The sequence below is a fragment of the Pseudonocardia sp. TMWB2A genome (assembly GCF_017312135.1).
The window spans coordinates 884,230-904,296 of the sequence record NZ_QKQY01000002.1; the positions used below are offsets into that span (position 1 = coordinate 884,230).

Annotated in this window: 18 protein-coding genes; 6 read left to right on the forward strand and 12 right to left on the reverse strand. The window is 73.3% G+C overall.

Annotated features, from left to right (window positions below; translation table 11 throughout):
- Both DMP17_RS18555 and DMP17_RS18560 read right to left on the reverse strand, forming a co-directional pair.
- The gene (locus tag DMP17_RS18555) at positions 1-1,248 is read right to left on the reverse strand and encodes a winged helix-turn-helix domain-containing protein (protein WP_337830185.1); all 1,248 of its coding nucleotides are present in this window, start codon (positions 1,246-1,248) and stop codon (positions 1-3) included.
- A gap of 118 nt (positions 1,249-1,366) precedes the next feature.
- Positions 1,367-2,251, reverse strand: a complete 885-nt coding sequence (locus DMP17_RS18560; RefSeq protein WP_337830186.1) for a dioxygenase family protein — start codon at positions 2,249-2,251, stop codon at positions 1,367-1,369.
- 155 nt (positions 2,252-2,406) lie between these two features.
- Between DMP17_RS18560 and DMP17_RS18565 the strand changes: the two genes are divergently transcribed.
- Positions 2,407-2,937, forward strand: coding sequence for a GNAT family N-acetyltransferase (locus DMP17_RS18565; protein ID WP_226355819.1), 531 nt, complete (start codon positions 2,407-2,409; stop codon positions 2,935-2,937).
- 3 nt (positions 2,938-2,940) lie between these two features.
- Here the strand turns inward: DMP17_RS18565 and dapB are convergent, their stop codons facing one another.
- Together dapB and DMP17_RS18575 are read right to left on the reverse strand one after the other, a co-directional pair.
- Positions 2,941-3,690: a 4-hydroxy-tetrahydrodipicolinate reductase gene (dapB, locus tag DMP17_RS18570; RefSeq protein ID WP_337830187.1), complete on the reverse strand. Its 750-nt coding sequence runs from the start codon at positions 3,688-3,690 to the stop codon at positions 2,941-2,943.
- A 145-nt stretch (positions 3,691-3,835) separates the two neighbouring features.
- Positions 3,836-4,315, reverse strand: a complete 480-nt coding sequence (locus DMP17_RS18575) for a DUF456 domain-containing protein (protein WP_020627871.1) — start codon at positions 4,313-4,315, stop codon at positions 3,836-3,838.
- Positions 4,316-4,547: 232 nt separating this feature from the next.
- Between DMP17_RS18575 and DMP17_RS18580 the strand changes: the two genes are divergently transcribed.
- The 4 genes from DMP17_RS18580 to DMP17_RS18595 are packed head-to-tail and all read left to right on the forward strand — an operon-like array spanning position 4,548 to position 10,291.
- Positions 4,548-5,531 (forward strand): ABC transporter permease, encoded by a 984-nt coding sequence (locus DMP17_RS18580; RefSeq protein ID WP_062401151.1) that lies wholly within the window; start codon positions 4,548-4,550, stop codon positions 5,529-5,531.
- A 1-nt stretch (position 5,532) separates the two neighbouring features.
- Positions 5,533-6,489, forward strand: a complete 957-nt coding sequence (locus DMP17_RS18585) for an ABC transporter permease (RefSeq protein WP_337830188.1) — start codon at positions 5,533-5,535, stop codon at positions 6,487-6,489.
- Positions 6,486-8,558: an ABC transporter ATP-binding protein gene (locus DMP17_RS18590; protein WP_337830189.1), complete on the forward strand. Its 2,073-nt coding sequence runs from the start codon at positions 6,486-6,488 to the stop codon at positions 8,556-8,558. Before DMP17_RS18585 ends, DMP17_RS18590 begins: the two co-directional genes overlap by 4 nt.
- Before the next feature lie 44 nt (positions 8,559-8,602).
- On the forward strand, positions 8,603-10,291 hold the full coding sequence (locus DMP17_RS18595; protein WP_226365935.1) for an ABC transporter family substrate-binding protein: 1,689 nt from the start codon (positions 8,603-8,605) through the stop codon (positions 10,289-10,291).
- Between the two features lie 107 nt (positions 10,292-10,398).
- Here the strand turns inward: DMP17_RS18595 and DMP17_RS18600 are convergent, their stop codons facing one another.
- From DMP17_RS18600 to DMP17_RS18635, 8 genes are all read right to left on the reverse strand, one after another.
- Positions 10,399-11,709, reverse strand: coding sequence for a M16 family metallopeptidase (locus DMP17_RS18600; RefSeq protein ID WP_226356683.1), 1,311 nt, complete (start codon positions 11,707-11,709; stop codon positions 10,399-10,401).
- 79 nt (positions 11,710-11,788) lie between these two features.
- The gene (locus tag DMP17_RS18605; RefSeq protein ID WP_226355814.1) at positions 11,789-14,062 is read right to left on the reverse strand and encodes a polyribonucleotide nucleotidyltransferase; all 2,274 of its coding nucleotides are present in this window, start codon (positions 14,060-14,062) and stop codon (positions 11,789-11,791) included.
- 242 nt (positions 14,063-14,304) lie between these two features.
- Entirely contained in the window at positions 14,305-14,574 is a 270-nt protein-coding gene (gene rpsO, locus DMP17_RS18610; protein ID WP_020621572.1) for a 30S ribosomal protein S15, read from the reverse strand.
- Positions 14,575-14,740: 166 nt separating this feature from the next.
- Entirely contained in the window at positions 14,741-15,262 is a 522-nt protein-coding gene (locus tag DMP17_RS18615; protein ID WP_226355813.1) for a 2'-5' RNA ligase family protein, read from the reverse strand.
- 12 nt (positions 15,263-15,274) lie between these two features.
- Positions 15,275-15,814: a helix-turn-helix domain-containing protein gene (locus DMP17_RS18620; protein ID WP_226355812.1), complete on the reverse strand. Its 540-nt coding sequence runs from the start codon at positions 15,812-15,814 to the stop codon at positions 15,275-15,277.
- Positions 15,815-15,879: 65 nt separating this feature from the next.
- Positions 15,880-16,842 carry a bifunctional riboflavin kinase/FAD synthetase gene (locus DMP17_RS18625; RefSeq protein WP_100880018.1) on the reverse strand — a complete coding sequence of 321 codons (963 nt, stop codon included), beginning with the start codon at positions 16,840-16,842 and terminating at the stop codon, positions 15,880-15,882.
- A 67-nt stretch (positions 16,843-16,909) separates the two neighbouring features.
- On the reverse strand, positions 16,910-17,806 hold the full coding sequence (gene truB / locus DMP17_RS18630; RefSeq protein ID WP_226365938.1) for a tRNA pseudouridine(55) synthase TruB: 897 nt from the start codon (positions 17,804-17,806) through the stop codon (positions 16,910-16,912).
- A 9-nt stretch (positions 17,807-17,815) separates the two neighbouring features.
- Positions 17,816-18,475 carry a response regulator transcription factor gene (locus DMP17_RS18635; RefSeq protein WP_226355810.1) on the reverse strand — a complete coding sequence of 220 codons (660 nt, stop codon included), beginning with the start codon at positions 18,473-18,475 and terminating at the stop codon, positions 17,816-17,818.
- A 116-nt stretch (positions 18,476-18,591) separates the two neighbouring features.
- Between DMP17_RS18635 and DMP17_RS18640 the strand changes: the two genes are divergently transcribed.
- A complete protein-coding gene (locus tag DMP17_RS18640) occupies positions 18,592-20,064 on the forward strand; it encodes a cation:dicarboxylate symporter family transporter (protein ID WP_226355809.1) in 1,473 nt (490 codons plus the stop codon).
- Positions 20,065-20,067: the final 3 nt, after the last annotated feature.

Below are 20,067 nucleotides of genomic sequence, written 5' to 3' on the forward strand. Positions count from 1 at the left end.
TCAGCCGGCGACGACCTCGGCCCGGAGCTCGGCGGCCAGGTCGCCCCGCTCCCCCACGGCGACGCCGTCGAGCCCGAGCCAGCCCGCCATCGTCGCGAGCTCCCCGGCCAGCTCGGCCGCGATCCGCGGGCGCGGGGCGCCCGCCCCGGGCTCGGCGAACGCGCCGGGCACCCGCAGCACCCCGGCCGCCCGGTCGGCCTTGAGGTCGACCCGGCCGACGAGCTCGCCGTCGAGCAGGAACGGGAAGACGTAGTAGCCGTACTCCCGCTTCGGCTCCGGCACGTAGATCTCGATGCGGTAGCGGAACCCGAAGATCCGCTCGGTCCGGTCCCGCTCCCACACCAGCGGGTCGAACGGGCACAGCAGCGCCCGCCCGGTCACCGCGCGCGGCACCCGGGCCGCCGGGTCCCGGTAGGCGGGCCGGTCCCAGCCGCGCACGCTCACCGGCTCCAGGGCACCCGCGTCGACCAGCTCGGCGATCGCGGTGCGGGTGCGTTCCGGGCCGAGCCGGTAGTAGTCGCGCAGGTCGGTCTCGGTGCCGATCCCCAGCGCGGACGCGGACCTGGCCACGAGCTCGCGCGCGGCGTCCGCCGGGTCCGGCTCGGGCAGCGCCAGGATCTCCGGCGGCAGGACCCGCGAGGGCAGGTCGTAGCGGCGTTCGAAGTGCACGCGGGTGCCGACCGACAGCTCCCCCGTCGCGAACAGGTACTCGCAGACCCGCTTGACCTCCGAGCGCTCCCACCAGGTCGCGCCGGGCGGGCGCGGGCGCACCTCACCGGCCCGGCCGGCCGGGGCCAGCGCCTTCTCGATCGCCCCGGCGCCCATCGGCCCCGCCTCCGCGACGACGTCGAGGATGTCCCCGGCCAGCTGCGGGTGCTTCTCCAGCAGCGGCCCGTAGTGCTTCCACCACCGCCGCGGCAGCGTCTCGTGGGACAGCAGCGGCCGGTCGGTGACCGGGACGAGGCTCGCCTCGTGCGCCCAGGTCTCCACCAGCAGCCGCGGGCGGCGCGCGTCGGGCGACCAGGCGGCGTCGTCGAGGAGGGCGGCGGGATAGGCACCGAGCCTACTGAACAGCGGCATGTAGTGCGCGCGCACCGCGATGTTGACCGAGTCGAGCTGCAGCAGCTTCACCCGGTCCAGGACCCGTCCGAGATGTCGACGGGTGACCGGCCCGGACGGCCGCGGGTCGGTGAAGCCCTGGGCCGCGAGGAACGTCCGACGGGCGACGTCGGCTGAGATCGTGCGCACGGCCGGGATGCTGCCACGGGACACCGACAGGATCCGGTACCGCCCGGACCGGTGGCCGGGCCGCACCACACCGGGCGGCACCGGACCCGCGGCACCGCGCCGGGTGACATCCGGCCGGTCAGCTGCCGGGCGGCGGGCCGCCGGCACCCGGCCCGCCACCGCCCGGGGCGGCTCCCGCGGCCGGCTCGGTGGTGGGGTCGACGGCGGCGGTCAGTGCGACCGTGTAGCCCGTGGCCGGGTCGCCGGTGACGGTCGCGAGCTGGAGGGCGGCGCCGTCGTCGCCGAAGACGTTGTCGGACGCCAGGCTCAGCTCGGCCAGGTTGGACACCGACTGATCGTATCCCGTGGTGGCGTAGACGGTGTCGCAGTCGGCCTGCGGCAGGGCGACCTGCGAGGTGGCGACCGCGTTGGCGGCGTCGGTGATGTCGGCCTCGGAGGGGTAGACCTCGAAGTGGATGTGCGGCCAGCGCCCCTTGTAGCAGGCCGGGAAGATGCTGGTGAAGCGCACCTTCCCGTCGCTGCCGGCGACCTGGACCCCTCGCAGGTAGTTCTCGTCCTCCAGCCCCTCGGAGTACAGGGAGTACCGGCCGTCGCGATCGCAGTGCCAGACGTAGACCGCGGCACCCGCCATGCCCGCGGCGGCCATGTCGGTGATCGTCAGCTCGAGGGTCATCGGCACCCCGGCCGCGGTCGCCGAGCCGGTGCCGAAGCTCGACCGGATGTCGCTGCGCACCACCCCGGAGTCGGTGAGCACGTTCGCACCGTTGGAGCCGTCGCCGGGGTACGGGCCCGCCGTCTCGTCCGGGATCTCGCCGGTCGTGGTCGCGGTCGTCGCCGACGGGGCCGCGGTACCGCAGGCCGCGAGCCCGGCGGTGACGGCGCCGACGCCGAGCACGGCCAGCATGCGGCGCCTGCTCAGCAGGGTGCCGAGGTCGAACCCGAGGCCCTGGTCGACGACCTCGTCGTCGGGGCGGGGCAGGTCACGGCCCTGGTAGCGGGGCATGGCGGGTCCTCCGGTGCGTCGTCGTCGGGAACTGTCGTGCGGAACCGACGACGACGCTAGGGACCGGGGATGGGGCGCGGATCGCAACGACCTGTGCGGCCGCTGTGGACCCGGGCGGTGACGCGGCCCGCGGGGTCGCACGGTAGGCATGACCCATGGCCACCGCGACCGTCCGCCCCGCCACCGACGACGACGTCGGCGCGATCATGGCGATCCAGGACCGCACCTGGCGCACCGCCTACGCCGGGCTGCTGCCCGAGGAGGCGTTCGCCGGGCTCACCTCGGACGCCGCGCGCTCGCACTGGAGCGACGCCGTGCACGCCGGGGACGGCTTCCACCTGTTCGTCGCCGTCGAGGGGGACGAGACCGTCGGGTTCGCCGCCGCCGCCCGCTACGCCGGGGCCGACGGCATGGCGATCGCCGAGGTCAGCACGCTGCTCGTGGAGCCGCGCTGGGGCAGGCGCGGGCACGGCGGACGGCTGCTCGCCGCCGCCGCGGCCGCGCTGCGGGAGTCCGGCTCGGACTCCGGGCGCACCTGGGTGGCCGAGGCCGACACCGCCTCACGGAACTTCTACAGCCGCGCCGGCTGGGCGCCCGACGGCGCGGTGCGCACGCTGGACACCGGCACGTCGACGCTGCGCGAGGTCCGCCACGCCGGGACGCTGGACCTGCACCTGGTCGACTGAGGCTCAGCCGAGCCCGAGCAGCGGCTCCAGGCCGATCGTCAGGCCCGGGCGGTCGCGCACGGCGCGCACCGCGAGCAGCACGCCCGGCATGAAGCTGGTCCGGTTCATCGAGTCGTGGCGCAGCGTGAGCACCTCGCCGTCGGTGCCGAGGATGACCTCCTGGTGCGCGATCAGCCCGGGCATCCGGACCGCGTGCACGTGGACACCCTCGACGACCGCGCCGCGGGCGCCGTGCGGGTCGTCGGTGGTGGCGTCGGGGACCTCGCCGAGCCCGGCCTCGCGTCGTGCCGCGCCGATCACCGACGCGGTCCGCGCGGCGGTGCCGGACGGCGCGTCGACCTTGCCGGCGTGGTGCAGCTCGACGACCTCGGCGGAGTCGAAGAAGCGGGCGGCCTGCGCCGCGAAGTGCATCATCAGCACGGCGCCGACCCCGAAGTTCGGGACGACGAGCACGCTGCCGGAGCCGCGCTCGTCGAGGATCGCGCGGACCTCGTCGAACCGGGCGGCGTCGAAGCCGCTGGTCCCGACGACGGGTGCGACCCCGCGCGCCAGGCACTCGCGGATGTTGGTGATCGCGGCGCCGGGGTGGGTGAAGTCCACGGCGACGTCGGCGCCGTCGAGGGCGGACAGGTCGTCGCCCGCGTCCAGCGCGGCGACCAGCTCGGTGTCCCCGGCGGCCTCGACCGCCCGGCACACCTCGGAGCCCATCCGGCCCTTCGCCCCGAGGACCGCCACCTTGATCGTCCCGCTCACCCGTACACCTCGCGCACCTCGACGTCGTGGACCGCCGGGGAGTCTATGCAGCGGCCCGCCGTGATCACGGATCCGGCACCGGACCGGTCGCACGGCGACGCGGAGGGTTCCCGATCCGTGATCACGGGGCACCGCCGGCCGGGGCTCAGCCGACGACCAGGCCGCCGATCCACACCGCGACCGTCACCAGCCCGGCCGCGAGCTCGATGAGGATGCTCCAGCCGACAGCAGTGAGCGCCTCGCGTGCCGAGCGCCAGGCGGTGGCGGCGTCGGGCAGGCGGGCCAGCTCGGCCAGCCACACCCCGAGCACGAACCCGAGGAACAGCCCGACGACGGGCACGACGAAGAACCCGACGACCCCCAGCACGAGCCCCGCGAACAGGGTGCGCGTCGGGACCCCGGCGGCCTTGAGCCGGCGTCCCGGGAGCAGGTACTTCGCGACCTGACCGGCGACGGTGACGAGCACCGCGATGCCGAGCACCCACCAGCCGACCGCGTCGCCGCGCGGGACCGCCCAGACCGCCACCCCGCCGACGATCAGCAGCGGCCCGGGCAGCACCGGCAGCACGATCCCGGCCAGGCCGACGAGCATCATCAGGCCGGCGACGACGGCGAGGGCGGTCATGACACCCAGCCTGCCAGCAGGTCACACGCGCCGAGCGGACGAACCCGCGATGACGGCCGGGTGTCATCATCACGAATGGGTAAACGCTGTGAGCCGGGTCTACCGATTTCTGGTACTGGCGTGCCAGCCTCGATGTCACCCGAAACAGTGACACCCGCTCACCTGCGGTCGTCCCACCACCCGCGCGTGCCGGTCACCACCACCGCACCGCGGACGAACAGAGAAGAGCAGCGTGCTCCGGTACCTCCTGCGCAGGGGCGCCGGGTGGCTCGCGATGATCGTCGTCGCGACCAACCTGGTCTACTTCCTCGCGAACTCGTTCCTCGACCCCCGGGTCAACTACCTGCAGCTGCGGCCGCCGCGCACCGACGCGGAGATCGCCCGTTCGCTGGGCCAGTACAACCTGGACTCGAACGTCCCGGTCCTGGAGCGGTGGTGGATCTGGGTCACCGGGATCGTGACCCGGTGGGACTGGGGCACCAGCCCGATCGGTGACCCGGTGAACGCGCAGGTGGCGTTCCGCGTTGTGGTGTCCGGGCAGCTGGTGTTCTTCTCGCTGCTGCTGTCGATCGTGATCGGGGTGGCGCTCGGGGTCTACTCGGCCCAGCGCCAGTACCGGCTCGGTGACCGCGCCGCCCAGCTGACCTCGGTGTTCACCCTGAACATCCCGTCGGCGGTCGCGGCACTGGCGGTCGTGTTCGTCGCCATCGCGATCAACCAGGGTGTCGGCGGGACGCTGTTCTACGTCGCGGGGTCCGAGTCGCCCGGGGTCACCGGGTTCTGGCCGCTGCTCCTCGACCGGGCCCAGCACCTGGTGCTGCCGACGATCTCGCTGCTGGTCATCTCCTACGCGGGCTACCACCTGCTGCAGCGCTCGATGCTGCTCGACGTGGTCAACTCCGACTACGTGCGGACCGCCCGGGCCAAGGGGCTGACCCGCAGGCAGGCCATCCGCCGCCACGGGCTGCGCAGCTCGATGATCCCGGTCGCCACCCAGGTGGCGTTCGCGATCCCGGCGCTGTTCACCGGCGCGGTGATCACCGAGAAGACCTTCGCCTGGCAGGGCATGGGCGACTACTTCATCCGCACCATCTCGACCAACGACATCCACGGCGTCGTCGCCACGGCGGCGTTCGGCGCGGTGACGACGGCGGTCGGCGCCATGCTCGCCGACGTCGCGGTCGTCGCCCTCGACCCGAGGGTGCGGGTGGGCTGACATGAGCCTGAACATGCCCGAGCTCGCCCCCACGGTCGGCGACGGCGCCGACGGCGGCCCCGGGGCCACCGCGCCCCGCCGTCGCCGGGGCGCCCGCGCCGCACTGGTCTGGCGCCGGTACCGGCGCAACCGGCCCGCGATGGCCGGCCTGGTCGTCTTCGGCCTGCTGGTGCTGTTCTCCCTGGTCGGTGGGTTGCTCTCCCCCTACGACCACACCGACGTCGACTTCGCGGCGCTGACCGCGGCGCCGTCGCTGGACCATCCCCTGGGCACCACCGCCGGCGGCAACGACGTCTACGCCCAGGCCGTGCACGGCCTGCAGCGCTCGCTGACCATCGCCGTCACGGTCTCGCTGCTGACCACCCTGATCGCCGCGGTGGTCGGGGCGGGCGCGGCCTACCTGGGCGGCGGGCGGACGTGGGCGCGGCGCGGCGAGCGCGCCCTGCTCACCGTCGTCCACTTCCTGATGGTGGTGCCGTCGTTCCTGATCCTGGCGCTGGCCTCGCAGTGGGGGTCGGGCGACTACCGGATCCTGATCGTCGCGCTGACCCTGCTGGGCTGGATGACCACCGCCCGCGTGGTCTGGACGGTCGCGACGACGCTGCGCGAGCGCGAGTACGTCTCGGCCGCCCGCTTCATGGGCGTGTCCGGGCCGGGGATCGTGTTCCGCCACCTCATCCCGAACATCGGCTCGCTGCTCATCGTCACCTTCACCCTGAACGTGGCGGGCACCGTGCAGAGCGAGACGGCGCTGTCGTTCATCGGGTTCGGCGTGCAGATCCCCGACGTCTCGCTGGGCACCATGCTCGCCGACGGCGGCTCCTCGATGGCGACCGCGCCGTGGATCTTCATCGTGCCGTCGGTGCTGCTGGTGCTGCTGACGGCGTCGCTCGCGTTCGTCGGCGACGGCCTGCGCGACGCCCTCGACCCGACGTCCCGTGCGGGAGGCAGGGCATGAGCACCCCCGTGCTGTCCGTGCGCGACCTGACCGTCGCGTTCCCCTCCGAGGCCGGCCGGGTGGAGGCCGTCCGCGGTGTCGGCTTCGACCTGCTGCCCGGGCGCACGCTCGGCATCGTCGGCGAGTCCGGGTCCGGCAAGTCGGTGACCTCGCTGGCCGTGATGGGGCTGCTGCCCGAGACGGCGTCGGTGACGGGCTCGATCACCCTGTCCGGCCGCGAGCTGGTCGGGCTCTCCGACGAGGCGATGTCCGGGATCCGCGGCGACGACATCGGGATGATCTTCCAGGACCCGCTCTCCTCGCTCACCCCGATCTTCACCGTCGGCGACCAGCTCGTCGAGGCGATGCAGATCCACCGCGACATCGGCCGGGCGAAGGCCCGCGAGCGTGCGGTCGAGCTGCTCGACCTGGTCGGCATCCCCGACCCCCGGCGACGCGTGCGCGCCTTCCCGCACGAGTTCTCCGGCGGCATGCGCCAGCGCGTCATGATCGCGATGGCGATCGCGAACGACCCGACCGTGATCATCGCCGACGAGCCGACGACCGCCCTGGACGTCACCGTGCAGGCGCAGATCCTCGACGTGCTGAAGGTGGCGCGCGACGAGACCGGCGCGGCCGTCGTCATGATCACCCACGATCTGGGTGTGGTCGCCGGGGTCGCCGACGACGTGCTCGTCATGTACGCCGGGCGCCCGGTCGAGACCGCACCGGTGGACGAGCTGTTCGCCGCACCGCGGATGCCGTACACGATCGGCCTGCTGGGCGCGGTCCCCCGCGTCGACAGCGTCGAGCGACGCCCGCTGGTCCCGGTGCCCGGCAACCCGCCCGCACCGACCGACCTGCCGCCGGGCTGCCCGTTCGCGCCGCGCTGCCCGGTCGCCGTCGACGCCTGTCGCACCGCGGAGCCCCCGCTGGTGCCGGTCCCGGGCCGCGACGGCCACGCCGCCGCCTGCGTGCGGACCGGCGAGATCGTCGACGGCGCGATCGGTGGCGAGCCGGTGTTCGCCGTCCCCGACCTGCCCCTCGGCGACGACCGTGCCGGCGACCGCGAGGACCGTCCCGCGGTGCTGTCGGTGAGCCACCTGCGCAGGACGTTCCCGCTGATGAAGGGGTCCCTGGTGCGGCGCCGGGTCGGGACGGTGCACGCCGTCGCCGACGTCGACCTCGACATCCGCCGCGGCGAGACCCTCGGCCTGGTCGGCGAGTCCGGCTGCGGCAAGACGACGACGCTGCTGGAGATCATGAACCTGCTCCCGCCGGAGGGCGGGACGATCGAGGTCGTGGGCATCGACGTCGCGATGCTGCGCGGCCGCGCCGACGTCGCGGCGCTGCGCCGGGAGATCCAGATCGTCTTCCAGGACCCGATGGGGGCGCTCGACCCGCGCATGACGGTCGGGGACATCCTCACCGAGCCGCTGCGGGCGGCCGGCTGGACCGACCGGGGCCGGGTCGCCACCCGGGTCGACGAGCTCATGGCGCTGGTCGGTCTGGACCCGGAGCACGTGGAACGGTTTCCGGCGGCGTTCTCCGGCGGGCAGCGCCAGCGCATCGGGATCGCCCGCGCGCTGGCGACGAAGCCGTCGCTGCTGGTGCTCGACGAGCCGGTGTCCGCCCTCGACGTCTCGGTGCAGGCGGGGGTGCTGAACCTGCTCACCGCGTTGCAGCGCGAGCTGGGGCTGAGCTACCTGTTCGTCGCGCACGACCTGTCGGTGGTGCGGCACGTCGCGGACCGGGTCGCGGTCATGTACCTGGGCCGGATCGTGGAGTCCGGCGCGGTCGCCGACGTGTTCGGCAACCCGCAGCACCCCTACACGCAGGCGCTGCTGTCGGCGATCCCGGTGCCGGACCCGCAGGTGGAGCGCACCCGGCAGCGGGTGGTGCTCTCCGGGGACCTGCCCAGCCCGACCGACGACGCGCCGGGCTGCGCGTTCCTGGGCCGCTGCCCGCTGGCCCGGACGCTGTCCGAGCACGAGCGGTCCCGCTGCGCCGGTGAGACCCCCGCGCTGACGGTGAAGGACGGGGCCAGCGACGCCGACTCCGACCACCGCAACGCCTGCCACTTCCGTTGAACCACCTCCCACCCCGACACCGGGGAACCGAACGAAGGAGAGACATGCGCAGACCGATCCGACGCGGGGCGATGACCGCCGCCGTCGCGGCGCTGGCCCTGGTGCTGGCGGGCTGTGGCGGGGGTGGCTCCGGCGGGCCCGCGCAGACCGGCGAGTCGCTGTCCACGACGCCGTCGTACAACGCCCAGCCGTACGAGAACGTCAAGGACGGCGGGCAGGTGACCCTGCCGTTCCGTTCGGACCTGAACCCGCAGTTCAACGTCTTCCAGGGCGACTCGACCACGGACACCCGGCTCGCCTGGGGGTTCTACAACCCGATGGTCATCACCTTCACCCCCACCGGTGATCCGGTGATCAACCCGGATTACGTGACGAAGGCCGAGCCGGTCGACAACGCCGGGAAGACCACCGTCACGTACACGATCAACCCGAAGGCCGTGTTCAACGACGGCACGCCGATCGACTGGCGCGCGTTCGAGGCCACCTGGAAGGCGAACAACGGGAAGGACACCGCGTTCATCCCGAGCGCCACCGACGGCTACGACCGGATCGCCTCGGTCACCCGCGGCGCCGACGACAGGCAGGCCGTCGTCGCGTTCACCGGCCCGAACCCGTGGTGGCCGAGCCTGTTCAACAACCTCGTGCACCCGAAGGCCGCCACCCCGCAGGCGTTCAACCAGGGGTACCTGAACAACCCGCACGCCGAGTGGGGTGCCGGCCCGTACACCGTGGCGAACTACGACAAGCAGAACTCCACCCTCACCTTCGAGCGCAACCCGAAGTGGTGGGGCAAGAAGGGCAAGCTGGACCGCATCACGCTGGTCCAGATGGAGCAGCAGGCGAAGATCAACGCGTTCCGCAACGGCCAGCTCGACGCGACCGAGGCCGAGTCGGCCGACTTCCTCGCCCAGGCCCGCTCCGTGCCGGACGCCGACATCCGCATCTCCGGAACCCCCGCGAACTACCTGCTGATGCTCAACAGCACCACGCCGATCCTCAAGGACCCGGCGGTCCGCAAGGCCGTGTTCGACACCATCGACCGCGCGCAGCTCGCCAAGATCGCCTTCCAGGGCCTGGACTACACCGAGGACCTCGGCGGCTCCCTGACCCTGCAGCCCTACCAGAAGGGCTATCAGGACAACCTCGCGAGCGCCGTGACGTTCGACCCCGAGGCCGCGAAGCAGGGGCTCGAGGCTGCGGGCTGGGTCGCCGGTCCGGACGGTGTCCGCACCAAGGACGGGCAGAAGCTGACGTTCACCTACGTGCAGACCGGTGACACCCCGACCAAGCGGGCCTCCTCCGGAGCCATGGTGGCGATGCTGAAGAACATCGGCGTCGATCTGCAGGTCCGGGTCGTCCCGTCGACCGACTTCTCCAAGGTCCTGGCGAACAAGGAGTTCGACATGGTCTTCCTGGGGTTCAAGTCCACCGACCCGTACGGCGTGGCCTACATCTGCCAGCAGTACTGCTCGGACTCGACGCTGAACAGCTCCGGTACCGGCACCCCGGAGCTCGACGCCGAGCTGCGCAAGGTCAACACCCTGCCCACCGCCGACGAGCAGTACGCCGCGGCCGCCGCCGCGGAGAAGAAGGCGCTCGCCACCTACGGCGTGCTGCCGGTCTACTCCGGCCCGTCGATCTGGGCGACCAAGCCCGGTCTCGCGAACTGGGGTTCGGCGCTGTTCGCGTTCCCGCCGCTGCCCGAGACCCTCGGCTGGCAGAACGGTTCCTGACCGGCCGCCCCCGGACAGGCGCGGAGCCCCGGACCCGTACGGGTCCGGGGCTCCGTCCGTCTCGACGGCCCGAGGCCGGTGCGCCCCGGGGCCCGGAGCGTCTCGCCTCAGGCCAGGTCGCGCAGCGCGGCCGGCAGGTCGTCGAGCTCCGCGTAGGGCCCCACGACCGCCGCCGTCAGCGGCTGGGCCAGCAGGTCCGCCGCCAGCGCCGCGACCTCGCCCGGGGTGACCGCGTCGATGCGGGCCAGGCTGTCGGCCAGCGACCGCTGCCGCCCGTGGTCCAGCTCGGCGCGGCCGAGCCGGTTCATCCGCGACGCGGTGTCCTCGCAGCCCAGCACCAGTCCCCCGCGCAGGGCGCCCCGGGCGCGGACGACCTCGGCCTCGGTCAGGCCGTCGGCCGCGACCTCGGCGAGCACGTCCCGCACCACGGCGACGACCTCGCCCAGCCGCTCCGGGGCGCACCCGGCGTACACCGACAGCGCGCCGGCGTCGGCGTAGCGGACGGTCGAGGAGTAGACCTGGTAGGCCAGCCCGCGCTGCTCGCGGACCTGCTGGAACAGCCGCGACGACAGTCCCCCGCCGAGGGCGGAGTTCAGCACCGCCAGCACCGGCAGGCCGCGTCCGGCGCGGCCCGCGGTGGGCACGCCGAGCATCATGTGGGCCTGCTCGGAGTCGTCGTCGAGCAGGCCGAGGGCGCCGGTGCGCACGGGGCGGGCCCCGGTCGCCGTCCGCGGCGGCACCGGGCGGGCGCCGCGGTGTCCCTGCGTCGCCCGGTCCAGCGCGGCGGCGACGAGCTCCGCGACGTGGTCGTGCTCCAGGTTCCCGGCCGCAGCCACGACCATCCGCGGCGCCGTGTACTCCCCGCGCCAGAAGCTGTGCAGGGTGTCGCGGCTCATCGCCCGGATCGAGTCCTCGGAGCCGATCACCGGGCGCCCGAGCGGGTGGTCGCCGAACAGGGTCTCGTCGAACAGGTCGCCGAGCAGGTCCTCCGGGTCGTCGTCGCGCATCGAGATCTCCTCGAGCACGACGCCCCGTTCCAGCTCGACGTCGGTGTGCGCCAGCTCGGCGTCGGTGACGACGTCGGCCAGCACGTCCACCGCCAGCGCCACGTCGGTGTCGAGGACGTGGGCGTAGTAGCAGGTGTGCTCCTTGGCGGTGAACGCGTTCAGCTCACCGCCGACGGCGTCCATCTCCTCGGCGATGCCCGCCGCGGTGCGCCGCCGGGTGCCCTTGAAGAGCAGGTGTTCCAGGAAGTGCGCGGCCCCCGCCTGCTCGGGCGTCTCGTCGACCGAGCCGATCCCGATCCAGATGCCCAGCGCGACCGAGCGGACGCCCGGCACCGTCTCGGTGACGAGCCGGACCCCGCCGGGCAGGTCGCTGCGGCGGACCGTGTCGGTGGTGTCGTCGGCGGTGGCCACGGGCGGCGGGGACACGCGGGCGGCGGCCCGGGAGGAGTCCCGGGCCGCCGTCGCGTGGTCGTTCTCAGATGCCAACAGTTCAGCTCGGGTTGGCGGCCTCGGCCGGGGCCTCGGCGTCGACGGCACCCTCGGCGGGCGCCTCCGTGGCCGCGGACTCCTCGACCACCGGGACCAGCGAGATCTTGCCGCGGTTATCGATGTCGGTGACCTCGACGCGCAGCTTGTCGCCGACCTTGACGACGTCCTCGACCTTGCTGATCCGCTTCCCGTTGCCGAGCTTCGAGATGTGGACCAGGCCGTCCTTGCCGGGGACCAGCGAGACGAAGGCACCGAACGCGGCGGCCTTGACCACCGTGCCCAGGAACCGCTCGCCGACCTTCGGCAGCTGCGGGTTGGCGATCGCGTTGATCATGCCGATCGCCTCCTCCGCGGAGGGGCCGTCGTTCGCACCGACGTAGATCGTGCCGTCGTCCTCGATCGAGATGTCGGCGCCGGTCTTCTCGGTGATCGAGTTGATCATCTTGCCCTTCGGGCCGATGACCTCGCCGATCTTGTCGACCGGGACCTTCACCGCGGTGACCCGCGGCGCGTACTTGCTCATCTCGTCCGGGCCGTCGATGGCCTCGCCGATCACCTCGAGGATGGTCAGGCGGGCGTCCTTGGCCTGGTTCAGCGCGGCGGCGAGCACCTCGGACGGGATGCCGTCCAGCTTGGTGTCCAGCTGCAGCGCCGTGACGAACTCCTTGGTGCCGGCGACCTTGAAGTCCATGTCGCCGAACGCGTCCTCGGCACCGAGGATGTCGGTCAGCGCGACGTAGCGCGTCTGGCCGTCGACCTCGTCGGACACCAGGCCCATCGCGATGCCCGCGACCGGCGCCTTCAGCGGCACACCGGCGTTGAGCAGCGACATCGTGGACGCGCAGACCGAGCCCATCGAGGTCGAGCCGTTCGAGCCCAGGGCCTCGGAGACCTGCCGGATCGCGTAGGGGAACTCCTCGCGGGTCGGCAGGACCGGGATCAGGGCCCGCTCGGCGAGCGCGCCGTGGCCGATCTCGCGGCGCTTCGGCGAGCCGACGCGGCCGGTCTCACCGGTCGAGTACGGCGGGAAGTTGTAGTGGTGCAGGTAGCGCTTGCGCGTCTCCGGCCCCAGCTGGTCGATCTGCTGCTCCATGCGGAGCATGTTCAGCGTGGTGACGCCCATGATCTGGGTCTCGCCACGCTCGAACAGCGCCGAGCCGTGCGCCCGCGGGACGACCTCGACCTCGGCCGACAGCGGCCGGATGTCGGTCAGGCCACGGCCGTCGATCCGGACCTGGTCGGTCAGGATGCGGCGGCGGACCAGCTTCTTGTTCAGCGAGCGGAACGCGTTGCCGAGCTCGGACTCGCGGCCGACGAAGCGCTCGCCGAGCTTGTCCAGCACCGACGCCTTGATCTCGTCGGTCCGGGTCTCGCGCTCCTGCTTGCCGGCGATGGTCAGCGCCTGCGCCAGCTCCTGCTCGACGGCCTCGGAGACCGCCTCGAAGGCGTCCGGCTGGTAGGCCGGGAACACCGGGTAGTCGGCGGTCGGCTTGGCCGCGACGTCGGCCAGCTGCTGCTGGGCGACGCACAGGCTGCGGATGAACGGCTTGGCCGCCTCCAGCCCGTCCGCGACGACGCCCTCGGTCGGGGCGGTGGCCCCACCGGCGACGAGGTCGATGGTGTTCTCGGTGGCCTCGGCCTCGACCATCATGATCGCGACGTCGTCACCGACGATGCGGCCCGCGACGACCATGTCGAACGCGGCGCGGTCGAGCTGGTCGTGGGTCGGGAAGGCGACCCACTGGGTGTCGGTGCCCGCCTCGTTCGCGATGAGCGCGACGCGGACGCCGCCGACCGGGCCGGAGAACGGCAGGCCGGCGAGCTGGGTGGACGCCGACGCGGCGTTGATCGCCACGACGTCGTAGGGGTCCTTCGGGTCGAGCGACATGACCGTCACGACGACCTGGATCTCGTTGCGCAGGCCGTCCACGAAGGACGGGCGCAGCGGGCGGTCGATGAGGCGGCAGGTCAGGATCGCGTCGGTGCCCGGGCGGCCCTCGCGGCGGAAGAACGAGCCGGGGATCCGGCCCGCGGCGTACATCCGCTCCTCGACGTCCACCGTGAGCGGGAAGAAGTCGAACTGGTCCTTCGGCCGCTTCGAGGCGGTCGTGGCGGACAGCAGCATGGTCTCGTCGTCGAGGTACGCGACGACGGACCCGGCGGCCTGGCGGGCGAGCCGGCCGGTCTCGAACCGGACGGTGCGGGTGCCGTAGGTGCCGTTGTCGATGACGGCGGTGCTCTCGTGCACGCCGTCCTCGGAGATGACGTCAGTCATACGGGGGTGTTCTCCTCGTCGTTGGGAGTGGTCTTCGTCTACCCCCACCACCGTGGCGCCGGCTCGATCCCCTGCTGGGCCGGTCTTCGATCGAAGCCCCCGGCCGCGCGTCGCGCTCCGGAGGCCACTACCGAGGACCGGCGGATGTCCGGTCGCCCGAGTGGCGGGCTCTGTTCAGTTGTGTCGCTCGGTGTTACGGAACGACCCGGCACCGGGATCCGGTGCCGGGTCGGCCGGACGGGTCAGCGGCGCAGACCCAGCTTCTCGATCAGCGCGCGGTAGCGGGCGACGTCCACCTCGCGCAGGTACTTGAGCAGCCGGCGACGACGACCGACCAGCAGCAGCAGGCCGCGCCGGCTGTGGTGGTCGTGCTTGTGCTGCTTCAGGTGCTCGGTCAGGCCGACGATGCGCTGCGTCAGCAGCGCGACCTGGGCCTCGGGGGACCCGGTGTCGGTGGCGTGGGTGCCGTACTGCTCGAGCGTGCTCTTCTTCTCGGCGGTGGTCAGTGCCACTGCTCAACTCCTTCATCCTTGAGACGGTCCGTGGGGCCATGACGTCCGACGAAACCCGGATGAACCGGTGGGACGGCAGGAAGTCGGTCTCGGCCGCCACGGACTGCAGCCGGACCCGGTGTGAAACGGTACCAGCGACGGGTGCGCCGACCGCCGCCGACCCGCGTCACCCCGGTGTGTGGTCCGGTGTGCCGGGGCACAGCGGGACCCGGTGGACCACGGTGTAGCGCGCACCGGGGTCGCTGCGCACGAGCACCGCCTCCCCCGGTGTCCACCAGGGGCCCGCGGCGATGCCGTCGCCGGCCACGGTCGCGTCGCCGCGGCGCCGGTCCCACCGCGCCAGGGTGACGTGCGGACGGTACGGCCGCGGCCCCGTCGCACCGGCCCGGGCGGCCAGGCCGGGGAGGACGGGTCCCCCGCTCTCCTCGACCCCGGCCCACAGCACACCGGGGAAGGTGCCCGTCCCGGCGATCCGCAGCCGCGGCGCGACGGCGCGGGCCAGGGCGTCGTCCAGGGCCGAGGCGCGGGTGTCCGGGTCGTCGTCGCCGTGGAAGCACAGCGTCACGTGCCAGGTCGACGGGTCGGTCGGGCGCGCGCCGTCCGGGAGCCGGGGCGGGACCTCGTCGAGCGCGCGGGTCAGCGCCGCCACCGCCTCCGGTGGCGGCCACAGCGCGGTGAACAGCCGCATCCGCACAGCCTGTCAGCGCCGTCCGGCGGCGGCACGGCGCAGCACCTCCGCGATCTCCGGGAACGCCGGGGCCAGCTCGGCCGCCGCCGCGACGAGCCGGGCCGGCGCGCTCACCCCGCGCAGCGCGTCCTCCGCGGTCGGCTCGGCGGGGGCCCGTCGCGGCTGCGGCACCGCCTGCCCGGTGGCGGGGGTCTGCTCGGCGCAGCGGCAGCCGCCGGTGGGGCCCCACGGCGTCGGCTCCTGGCGGACCCGGGCCAGCAGCACGTCGCGCTCGGCGTCGGGCACCGGGCCGTGCGCGAGCCGCCGGTCCAGCGCGGTCATCCGGCCCAGCACCGCCGGGTCCCCGATCTTGACCCGGCGCCCGCCCGCCAGCTGGGACAGCATCGCCGGGCTCAGCCCGACCGCGGCGGCGAGGCGGGCCTGGGTGATGCCGAGACCGGTCGTGAGCCGGCGGATGCGCTCGTCGAGGGGCTCGCCGTAGATCGCGCTCTGGCGGTCGCGGTTGCGCGCGATCTCCTGCGCCACCGGGTCCGCGGTGCGGGGGTCGTCCATGCCGGACAGCGTCGGCGACCACGCGGTGCGGGCGTGGACGTTCGACCCCGGCAGGGGGTTTTCACCTAACCCGGCGCCCCGTCGGGTCCGGTCGCGTCGCCGGCCGCGGTGAGGATCTCGCGGCAGGTCGCGACGTCGCGGCCCATCTGCGCGACGAGCGCCTCGATGCCGTCGTAGTGCTCCTGGCCGCGCAGCCGCTCGACGAACTCGACGCCGACCTCGTGGCCGTAGAAGTTCTCGTCGACGTCGAGCACGTAGACCTCGACGGTGCGCACCCGCCCGGAGAACGTGGGGTTGGTCCCCACCGAGACGGCGCCCATCAGGCGGCGGTCGCCGATACGGAACCAGCCCGCGTAGACGCCGTCGGCGGGGATCGCCGTGTGCGGTGGGCTGGCGACGTTCGCCGTCGGATAGCCCAGGTCACGGCCACGCTTGTGCCCGTGCACGATCACGCCGTCCACCCGGTGCCAGCGGCCCAGCGCGTGCGCGGCGTCGCGGACGGCCCCGGCGTCGATGCAGGACCGGATGTAGGTGGAGGAGAAGGTCACGTCGTGGTCGGAGACCAGGTCGAGGGCCTCGCAGGCGAACCCGAAGCGACGGCCCAGCTCGGCGAGGGTCCCGACGTCGCCCTCTGCCCGGTGGCCGAAGGTGAAGTTGCTGCCCACGACGACGACGGCCGCGTGCAGCCGGTCCACCAGCACCTCGTGCGCGAACCCGGCGGGCGCCATCCGGGACAGCGCCTCGGTGAACGGGATGACGCAGAAGACGTCCGCGCCCGCCTCGGCCACGAGCTCCGCCCGCCGGTCGAGTGTGGACAGCCGCGCCGGGTGGGTGCCGGGCCGGATCAGCTCGGCCGGGTGCGGGTCGAACGTCACGACCACGGCGGGCAGGCCACGCTCGTGCGCCCGTTCCACCGCGCGGGCGATCAGCTGCCGGTGTCCCCGGTGCACCCCGTCGAACACGCCGACGGTGACGACGCACCGGCCCCAGCCGGGCGGAACCGCCTCCAGACCACGCCACCGCTGCACGGCCGCGAGCCTAGGCGAACCGGGTGGGATCCCGCGCAGCGGGCGACCGCGGCCGGCCCGGGGGGGGTCAGCCGGCCGGGGCGAGCACGACGACCGGGCGGGCGGCGGCGCCGCGGTCGGCCATCAGGGCCAGCGCGGCGCCGTCCGGGGCGAACACGCCGTAGGTGCCCTCGATCCCGGCCGCGGGCAGCGACTTGCCGAACCGCACGTCGGTGGCGGCGGAGGCGTCGAGGTCGACGCGGGGGAACGCCGTCGCGACGGCCGCGGCGAGGTCCAGCGACAGACCCGGGTCGTCGGCGAGCTGCCCGACGGTGCGCGCGTGCTCCAGGGTGAACGGTCCGACCCGGGTGCGTCGCAGCGCGGTCAGGTGACCGGCGGAGCCCAGCGCGGCGCCGAGGTCGCGGGCGAGCGCGCGGACGTAGGTGCCCGAGGAGCAGTCGACGGCGACGTCCAGGTCGCACCACGGCCCCTCGCGGCGCACCGCGAGCAGCTCGAAGGCGGACACGGTGACCGGGCGGGCCGGGATCTCGACGGTCTCGCCGTCGCGGACCCGCTGGTAGGCGCGCTTCCCGTCGATCTTGACCGCGGAGACCGCGCTGGGGACCTGCATGATCCCGCCCGTCAGCGCGGCCATCGCGGTCCGGAGAGCGGCGCCGTCGGCATCGACCGGGACGGGCTCGCCGACGGGCGTGCCCTCGGCGTCGTCGGTGTCGGTGGCCTGCCCGAGCCGCACGGTCGCGGTGTAGGCCTTGGTGTCCAGCGACAGGTGCCCGAGCAGCTTGGTGGCCCGCTCGATGCCGACGACCAGCACCCCGGTCGCCATCGGGTCCAGCGTCCCGGCGTGGCCGACCTTGCGGGTGCCCATGATCCGGCGGAGCTTCCCGACGACGTCGTGACTGGTCGGGCCCCGGTCCTTGTCGACGATCACGAGTCCGGGCGGCGGGGGCGGGTTGCGTGCGGGCACGCCGGGACGCTAACGCGCCAGCCGGTAGCCGACTCCACGGACCGTCACCACGACGTCGCGGGCGCCCAGCTTCGACCGCAGCGACGCCACGTGCGCCTCCAGGGTGCGTGCCGCGGAGGCGTCGGCGATCCCCCACACCTGCTCCAGCAGTTCGGTGCGCGGCAGCACCGCGCCCTCGCGGCGGGCGAGCGCGGCGAGCAGGTCGAACTCCTTGCGGGTCAGCGCGACCTCGGCGCCGCCCGCGGTCACCGCGCGCCGGTCGAGGTCGACGACGACGTCGCCGACGCTCACCGTCGCGGCCACCGCGGCGCCGGTGGCACGACGCAGGACCGCCTCGATCCGGGCCACGAGCTCCTCGGTCGAGACCGGCTTGACCAGGTAGTCGTCCGCGCCCGAGCGCAGCCCCTGCACCCGCGCCGCGACGTCGCCGCGGCCGGTGATGGCCAGGATCGGCACCCGGGACCGCTCCCGGATCTCCCGGCAGACGCCGATGCCGTCGCGGTCGGGCAGGCCCATGTCGAGCAGGACGACGTCGGGCTCCCGCTCGGCGACGGCCGCGATGGCCGCGGATCCGCTGGTCACGAGGTCGGTCGGGTAGCCCTCGCGGACCAGGCTGCGCCGCAGGGCGTCGCCGAGGACCGCGTCGTCCTCGACCAGCAGCACCCGCACGCGCCCACCCTAGCGACGTTTCCTCAAAGCTTCCTCAAGCCCGGTGTCCCCGCGGTTGCCCCACGACACGCCCCGGCCCCATCGTTTCCCCACCGCACACGTCGAGGAGGACGGACATGGCCGAGGTCGCCAACGCAGACGGCTCGTCCGGGACGGGGTCCACCACCCCCACCCGGACCAAGAAGAAGGTCTACACCCAGCTCTGGTTCTGGGTCATCGTCGGCATCGTCTCCGGCATCCTGGTGGGCTTCTTCGCCCCCGGGTTCGCCAAGGAGACCAAGTGGCTGGCCGACACGTTCGTCCAGATGATCAAGGTCATCATCGGCCCGGTCATCTTCTGCACCGTGGTCGTCGGCATCGCCTCGCTGGGCAATCTGGCCCGCGCCGGCGGTCTCGCCGCCCGGGCACTGGGCTACTTCCTGGTCATGACCGTCATCGCGCTGGCGATGGGGCTCATCGCGGGCAACGTGTTCCAGCCGGGCGCCGGCTTCACCGGCCAGCCCAGCGCGTCCGACCTCGCGAAGGCCACCGACCAGGCCGCCACCGGCAGCCAGGAGTCGGGCGTCATCCCGTTCATCCAGGACTCGCTGCTGCCGCACAGCTTCTTCGGCCCGTTCGTCGACAACTCGGTCCTGCAGGTCCTGGTGCTGGCGATCCTGTCCGCCTGCGCCATCTCCTCGCTGAACCCGGCCCTGCGCAGCCGCCTGGTCGGCGGCATCGAGGGCATCGCCCAGGTCATCTTCGGCATCATCAAGATCATCATGTGGGCCGCGCCGGTCGCCGCGTTCGGCGGCATGGCCTACACCGTCGGTCAGATGGGCGGCGGGTCGCTGGTCAACCTGCTCAAGCTGATGGCCGTGTTCTGGGGCACCTGCGCGGTGTTCGTCGTCGTCGTCCTCGGCGCGGTCTCCTGGGCCGCCGGGTTCAACGTCCTCAAGGTCATCCGGCTGATCAAGGACGAGCTGCTGATCATCGTCGGCACCTCGTCGTCGGAGTCGGTGCTGCCGCGCTTCCTCACCAAGCTGCAGTCCGCCGGTGCGTCCAAGCAGACCGTCGGCATGGTCATCCCGACCGGCTACTCGTTCAACCTCGACGGCACCTGCATCTACCTGACCCTGGGTGCGCTGTTCATCATCCAGGCCGGTGGCGAGTTCCTGCCGATCGGCGCGCAGATCGCGCTGGCCGTGCTGATGGTGCTGACCTCCAAGGGCGCCGCCGGTGTCACCGGCGCCGGCCTGGTCACCCTGGCCGCGTCGCTGCAGGCCTTCGGCGGGGAGTTCTTCACCCCCGAGGCCATCGTCGTCGGCCTCGCGCTGATCGTCGGCATCGACCGCATGATGTCCGAGGGCCGCGCCCTGACCAACGCGATCGGCAACGTCGTGGCCACCCTGGTCATCGCCCGCTGGAACGGCGAGCTCGACCGTGAGCGGCTGGCCGCGGTGCTCGACGACCCGACGCTGGTCGAGGCCGACATGGAGGCCGCGCACGGTGGCGGCGCCGCGGACGCCGAGATCGACGAGGCCGCCGACGGCGCCGCGAAGCCGGACGCCGACGAGTCCCGCCGCGAGAAGGTCGGCGCGGGCTCCTGACCG